This is a genomic window from Novosphingobium sp. (assembly GCF_032093395.1).
Classification (GTDB): Bacteria; Pseudomonadota; Alphaproteobacteria; order Sphingomonadales; family Sphingomonadaceae; genus Novosphingobium.
This window is the reverse complement of the sequence record NZ_DAMDBA010000049.1, coordinates 22,234-28,643: the sequence shown is the minus strand read 5'-3', so window position 1 is coordinate 28,643 and position 6,410 is coordinate 22,234. Positions and strand designations below refer to the sequence as shown.

The window sequence follows — 6,410 nt, the reverse complement described above, 5'->3', positions numbered from 1 at the left end:
GGCCGGTCTGCCCGGCGAAGTGCTTGTCCAGCGTCTCCTGCGCCTGATCGGCGGTCGACATATGGATATAGCCATCGGCCAGGTCGATCGGAGCGCCCGTGAAAACACCGTCGGAGAGCAGCCGGTCAAGCTGCTCTCCGGTCAGGATCTTGTAGGCGACCGATTCACTCACGCTTCGGTGTCCGGCGCATCGCCTTCCGGCATGTCGGTCACGGGGTTTTCGCCTTCGACGGCGATTTCGGCAACTTCTTCCTCGACCGGCTCGTCGAGGCGCACGGCGCTGACGACGTGTTCGTTGTTGGACACGTTGAACAGACGCACGCCCGCCGAACCGCGGCCGATCACGCGAAGCGATTCGAGCGGCAGGCGGATCAGCTTGGCCTGATCCGTAACCAACATGAGCTGGTGGGCGCGGCTAGCCGGGAAGCTGGCGACAACCGGACCGTTGCGGTCGATGTTGTCGATATTGGTGATGCCCTGTCCGCCACGGCCGGTGCGGCGGTACTCATAGGCCGAGGACAGCTTGCCGTAGCCGTTGGCGCAGACGGTGAGGATGAACTGTTCCTTCTCGACCAGATAGGCGAGCCGTTCGGGTTCGAGCGTGCTTTCGCCGTCGCGTTCGCCCTTCCAGGGGGCAAAGCGGAGATAAGCCTCACGCTCGTCCTGGTCCTTCACGCCGACGCGGTGGAGGATCGACAGCGAGATGACCTCGTCCCCTTCCTTCAGCGTCATCGCCTTCACGCCGGTAGAGGTGCGGCTTGCGAATTCGCGGACCAGGTCGCCGGCGAAGCGGATCGCTTTGCCCTGGCGGCTTGCCAGCAGGACATCGTCCGACTGGTCGAGCAGCGCCACGCCGATCAGGCGATCCTCGCTGTCGTCGTCGAACTTCATCGCGAACTTGCCGTTCGACGGGATGTTGGCGAAGGCATCCATCGAGTTGCGACGGACGTTGCCCTTTGCCGTCGCGAAGACGACCGAAAGCTTGCTCCATTCCTTCTCGTCCTCGGGCAAGGCGAGAACGGTCTGGATCGTCTCGTCCTTGTCCAGCGAAGGCAGGAGGTTGACGATCGGTCGGCCGCGCGTGGTCGGGCCACCTTCGGGCAGCTTGTAGACCTTGAGGCGGTAGACCTTGCCTGCCGTCGAGAAGAACAGCACCGGATTGTGCGTCGAAGTGACGAACATCGTGGTGACGACGTCCTCGTCCTTCGTCGCCATGCCGGCGCGGCCCTTGCCGCCCCGCGCCTGGGCGCGGAACGTGGAGAGCGGCGTGCGCTTGATGTAGCCATCCATGGTCACCGTGACGACCATGTCCTCACGCTCGATGAGGTCTTCGTCCTCGATGCCTTCGGCGGCGCCGGTGAGCTGCGAGACGCGCGGCGTGGCGTAGAGTTCGCGCACGGCGACGAGTTCGTCGCGCATGACGCCGTAGAGCTTCACGCGGTCTGCCAGGATCGAGAGATATTCCTCGATCGCGGCCGCCAGTTCCTTGAGTTCGTCGCCGATCTCGTCGCGACCCAGGGCTGTAAGACGATGCAGGCGCAAGTCGAGGATCGCCTTCACCTGGATCTCGGAGAGCCGGTACGATCCGCCGTCCTGCTCGGCGCTGGGCTCGATCGCCTCGACCAGCCTGATATAGGGCGCGATGTCGCCGATCGGCCATTCCTTGGCCATCAGGCGCACGCGCGCCGTTGCGGGGTTCGGTGCGCTGCGGATCATCACCACGACTTCGTCGAGGTTGGACACCGCCACGACCAGGCCCAGCAAGATGTGTGCCCGGTCGCGCGCCTTGTTCAGTTCAAACTTGGTGCGACGGGTGATGACCTCTTCGCGGAACTGGATGAAGGCCTGGAGGAAGCCGCGAAGGTTGAAGACTTCCGGACGGCCGCCGTGAATCGCCAGCATGTTCGCGGCGAAATTCGACTGGGCGGGCGTATTGCGCCAGATCTGGTTGAGCACGACTTCGGGCGTCGCGTCGCGCTTGAGATCGACGACGACGCGAACGCCCTCGCGGTTGGATTCGTCGCGGATGTCCGAGATGCCCTCGATCCGCTTTTCCTTGGCGGCTTCGGCGATCTTCTCGACGAGGTTCGACTTGCCGACCTGATAGGGAATCGAGGTGAGGACGATCGAACGACGGTCTCCGCGGCCTTCCTCGATTTCGTGGCGGCAACGCATGATGATCGAGCCGCGGCCGGTCAGGTAGGCGTTGCGGGCGCCGCCCTGGCCCAGGATCAGCGGGCCGGTGGGGAAGTCGGGCCCCGGAATGATCTGGATCAGATCCTCGACCGTGGTCGCGGGATTGTCGATCATGGCCAGACAGCCGTCGATCACTTCGCCCAGGTTGTGGGGCGGAATGTTCGTGGCCATGCCGACTGCGATACCGCCCGCGCCGTTGACCAGCAAGTTCGGGAAGCGCGCGGGAAGCACGGTCGGCTCGCTTTCGGAGCCGTCGTAGTTGTCGGCAAAATCGACGGTGTTCTTGTCGATGTCCGAGAGAAGCTCGTTCGCCACCTTGTCGAGGCGGGCTTCCGTGTAACGCATGGCGGCCGGCGGATCGGGGTCCATCGAACCGAAGTTGCCCTGACCGTCGATCAGCGGCAGTCGCATCGACCACGGCTGCGTCAGGCGGGCGAGGGCATCGTAGATCGCGCTGTCGCCATGCGGGTGATACTTACCCATGACGTCGCCGACGATGCGGCTCGACTTGCGGTAAGGACGACCGGCGACGTAGCCCGCTTCCTGGCAGGCATAGAGGATGCGGCGGTGGACCGGCTTCAGGCCGTCGCGCACGTCGGGCAGGGCGCGGCTCACGATCACGCTCATCGCGTAATCGAGGTAGCTCGTCTTCATCTCATCGACGATGTCGATGCGGGTGTATTCGCCTTCGGGACCGATGTGTTCGGGGCCGTTGATGTCGGTGTCGTCGCTCACGCGCTGGATCGTTCGTTGCTGCGGGACAAAGGGTGTTGGATCGCCCTAGGACATGCGCGGGGGGAAAGCCACACGGGCAGGGCAGGCAGGACTGCGCTCTGCACATTTTTCCACACCTAAGGGGTGAAGGGAGTGGGGCGGGGGCTCTGCCGGGGGCGGGAACCCCTTGGCCTGCGATGAATTGCATTCAAACAGCGTTCAGTGGCGGATATCTAATACCGCCTCCAGGTTGCCAAAGGGCGGTTTCGCCGCCACACCGGCAGCACCAGTTTTGGGAGCCGTGCTTTCGGGCACGTCTTCACCGTGTCTTGATGAGGAGTTGGCCTGAATGGCTCGCAAGTTCCTGATTTCCCGTATCGCGCTGGCCGTGGCCATGACCGGCGGTATCGCCGCAGCGGCCGCGCCGACCATGGTTGTTGCCAAGGAGAAGGAGAAGGCGCCTGCCAAGGCGGCGTTCTCGAAGGAATATTCCGCTGTCGCCGCCCCGGTTGACAAGGCTATCGCCGAATCCAAGGCGAATGCCGCCGTTCAGGCCGCTTCGCAGAAGGCGCAGGCCGCCAAGACCGATGCTGAAAAGGCTGCGGCACGCGCGGAAGTGGACGCTGCGATGGGCGGGGTGCTCGCCCAGCTCCAGACGGCCGAGGCTCAGGCCACCCAGCCGTTCGACAAGCTGAAGCAGGGCGAGATGACCCGCAACGTGGGCGTTCTGATGAACGACCCGGCGATGCAGCATAAGGGCCTCGTCATGATGCTCGACAGCGGCCAGACCAGCCCCGAATCGCTGGGCCAGGTCCAGTATCTCGCAGGCGTGACCGCCTACCAGAGCGGCTCCTACGATGTCGCCGCGCGCTATCTCAAGCAGTCCTTCGATGGCGGCTATCGCGATACGCAAAACATGATCCAGCCGCTGCTGGCCGATTCCTACAAGCGGTCCAACAACCCGCAGGCTGCACTGGATATGGTGAAGCAGGAACTCGAAGCGGCCAAGGCCAGCGGCGCGAAGCCGAGCGAGACCTCGATCCGCAGCGCTCTCCAGGCTTCCTACGATGCCAAGCAGCTTGCGCCGTCTACCGAATATGCCGCGATGCTGGCGCAGTACTACCCGAACGCTGCCTCGTGGAACATCTCGACCTCGATCGTGCGTCAGCTTGCCTCGCTGCCGAACGCCGAAAACCTGGATCTCATGCGCCTGATGAGCGCCACCGGCGCAATGAAGGACAAGCGCGACTATCTGGAATATCTCCAGAACGTCGATCCGCGCGCCTTCCCGGGCGAAGCGGTCAAGATCATGGACCAGGGTCTGTCCAAGAACCTGCTGACCCAGGCTGACGTTCCCGATCGCGCCAACACTGCCGGCCGTGTCGCCGCCGACAAGGCCTCGCTGCCGGCGACCGAGCGCGACGCCCTCAAGCCTGCCGCCACGGTCGCACAAGTGACCGATGCTGCGGACGTGTTCCTCAGCTACGAGGATTACGCCAAGGCGGAAACGCTCTACAAGGCCGCCCTCGGAAAGCCCGGCGTCGACGCCAACAAGGCGAATCTGCGCCTTGGCATGGCGCAGGCCATGCAGGGCAAGAGCGCCGATGCGCAGGGCACTCTCGCCAAGGTTACCGGTACCCGCGCGCCCGTCGCCAAGCTTTGGGCCGCTTATGCCGCTTCGAAGGGCACTCCGGCTTCCTGAGCTGAACCTTCGGACCTGAAAGCAAAGGGGCGGCGGGATTTGTTCCCGCCGCCCCTGTCTTTTTTGCCGGACCGGTTTTTAGCCCGTTACGAAGCGGGAGCGAAGGCCCCCGTGGCTTCGTCCATCAGGTGGAGTTGCCCGTCGGAGATGGCGAAGAAGGCGCCGCGCAGCTTGAGATCGCCGTTGCCGACCTTGTGGCGAACGCAGGGGAAGGTCATCAGGTTGTCGAGACTGACACGCACGGCGGCCTGCTCCATCTGGCGTTCGGCCGATCGTCCCGTCGTTCCGAACTCGGCGGCAACCGGCGCGCGGGCATCGTCCAGCATGGATATCCAGTCGGCGATGAAGCCACCCTGGCCGGGTTCCGCGCCGCGCAGTTCCTGGGTGAGCGCGGCCTTGCAACCGCCGCACATGCCGTGGCCCATGACCACGATTTCCTTGACCTTCAACACCTGTACCGCGAATTCCAGCGCGGCCGATACGCCATGGTGGCCGGGCGTCGTCTCGAAAGGCGGTACCAACGCGGCGACGTTGCGAACCACGAAGATCTCGCCGGGATCCACGTCGAATATCTGCGCCGGATCCACGCGGCTGTCGGAACAGGCCACGATCATCACTTCGGGCTGCTGCCCTTCGCTAAGGCGCTCCCAACGTTCGCGATTGGGGCTCCAGCCGCTGCTGCGAAAACGGCGATATCCCTGAAGGAGTTTATCGAGGACGCGTTGTTCGGGCTGCGGGGCGCTGGAATCGGTCATGGCTTGCCTCCAATTGAAACGCACGCAACCCTTAGTCCGGATATTCGCACTGGCAAGCGGGCAAGCTTGCGACTATCTGGACGGCATGAACGATCTTTCTTCCGTGCCAAGTCCCGAGCAGAAGCCCGAACGTCAGCGCAAGCCCGACTGGATCCGCGTGAAGGCGCCGACCAGCAAGGGTTATGGCGAAACCCGCCAGCTGATGCGCGACCTGAAGCTCAACACGGTCTGCGAAGAGGCGGCCTGCCCGAACATCGGCGAATGCTGGACCAAAAAGCACGCCACTGTGATGATCCTGGGTGACACCTGCACCCGCGCCTGCGCCTTCTGCAACGTGAAGACGGGCATGCCCGGCCGAGTCGATCCTTCCGAGCCCGAGCATGTGGCCGAACTGGCGCTCAAGACCGGCCTCGAACACATCGTCATCACCTCGGTGGACCGTGACGACCTGCCCGATGGCGGGGCCAACCAGTTCGTGAAGGTAATCCAGGCCTTGCGTGCCGCCACGCCGAACACGACGATCGAGATTCTCACGCCCGACTTCCGCGGCAAGATGCGCCGCGCCGTCGAGGCGATCGTCGAGGCGGGGCCGGACGTCTACAACCACAACCTGGAAACCGTTCCCCGGCTCTATCCCACGATCCGGCCCGGCGCCCGCTATTATGCGTCGCTCCGCCTGCTGGAAGAAGTAAAGGCCCACAATCCGCTGATCTTCACCAAGTCCGGTGTCATGCTGGGCCTGGGTGAAGAGCGCCTCGAAGTGCATCAGGTGATGGACGACATGCGCTGCGCGGACATCGACTTCCTGACCATGGGCCAATATCTGCGCCCGACGCCGAAACATGCCGAGGTCAAGGAATTCGTCACACCGAAGGCTTTCGATGCCTATGGCGCGATCGCCCGCGCCAAGGGCTTTCTCCAGGTCGCTTCCTCGCCGCTCACGCGTTCGAGCTACCATGCCGGCAAGGACTTTGCTGAAATGCGCGCCGCGCGCGAGGCGAAGCTGGCGGCCAAAGCACCCAAGGTCGCGCAAAAGGCCTGAG

General features: G+C 64.0%; 5 protein-coding genes. 2 read left to right on the top strand and 3 right to left on the bottom strand.

The window, feature by feature from the left end:
* On the bottom strand, window positions 1-172 hold a 172-nt coding region (locus tag RT424_RS15795; protein WP_313440256.1), incomplete at its 3' end, for a DUF952 domain-containing protein.
* Window positions 169-2,931, bottom strand: coding sequence for a DNA gyrase subunit A (gene gyrA / locus RT424_RS15790; protein ID WP_313440232.1), 2,763 nt, complete (start codon window positions 2,929-2,931; stop codon window positions 169-171). The genes gyrA and RT424_RS15795, both read right to left, overlap by 4 nt.
* A gap of 328 nt (window positions 2,932-3,259) precedes the next feature.
* Between gyrA and RT424_RS15785 the strand changes: the two genes are divergently transcribed.
* Window positions 3,260-4,612, top strand: coding sequence for a hypothetical protein (locus RT424_RS15785; RefSeq protein ID WP_313440230.1), 1,353 nt, complete (start codon window positions 3,260-3,262; stop codon window positions 4,610-4,612).
* 86 nt (window positions 4,613-4,698) lie between these two features.
* On the opposite strand, the gene RT424_RS15780 is transcribed toward RT424_RS15785, so the two are convergent.
* On the bottom strand, window positions 4,699-5,367 hold the full coding sequence (locus RT424_RS15780) for a carbonic anhydrase (protein ID WP_313440228.1): 669 nt from the start codon (window positions 5,365-5,367) through the stop codon (window positions 4,699-4,701).
* An 85-nt stretch (window positions 5,368-5,452) separates the two neighbouring features.
* Here RT424_RS15780 and lipA point away from each other — a divergent pair, with 85 nt between their 5' ends.
* A complete protein-coding gene (gene lipA, locus RT424_RS15775) occupies window positions 5,453-6,409 on the top strand; it encodes a lipoyl synthase (protein ID WP_313440226.1) in 957 nt (318 codons plus the stop codon).
* The last annotated feature ends 1 nt before the right edge of the window (window position 6,410 follow it).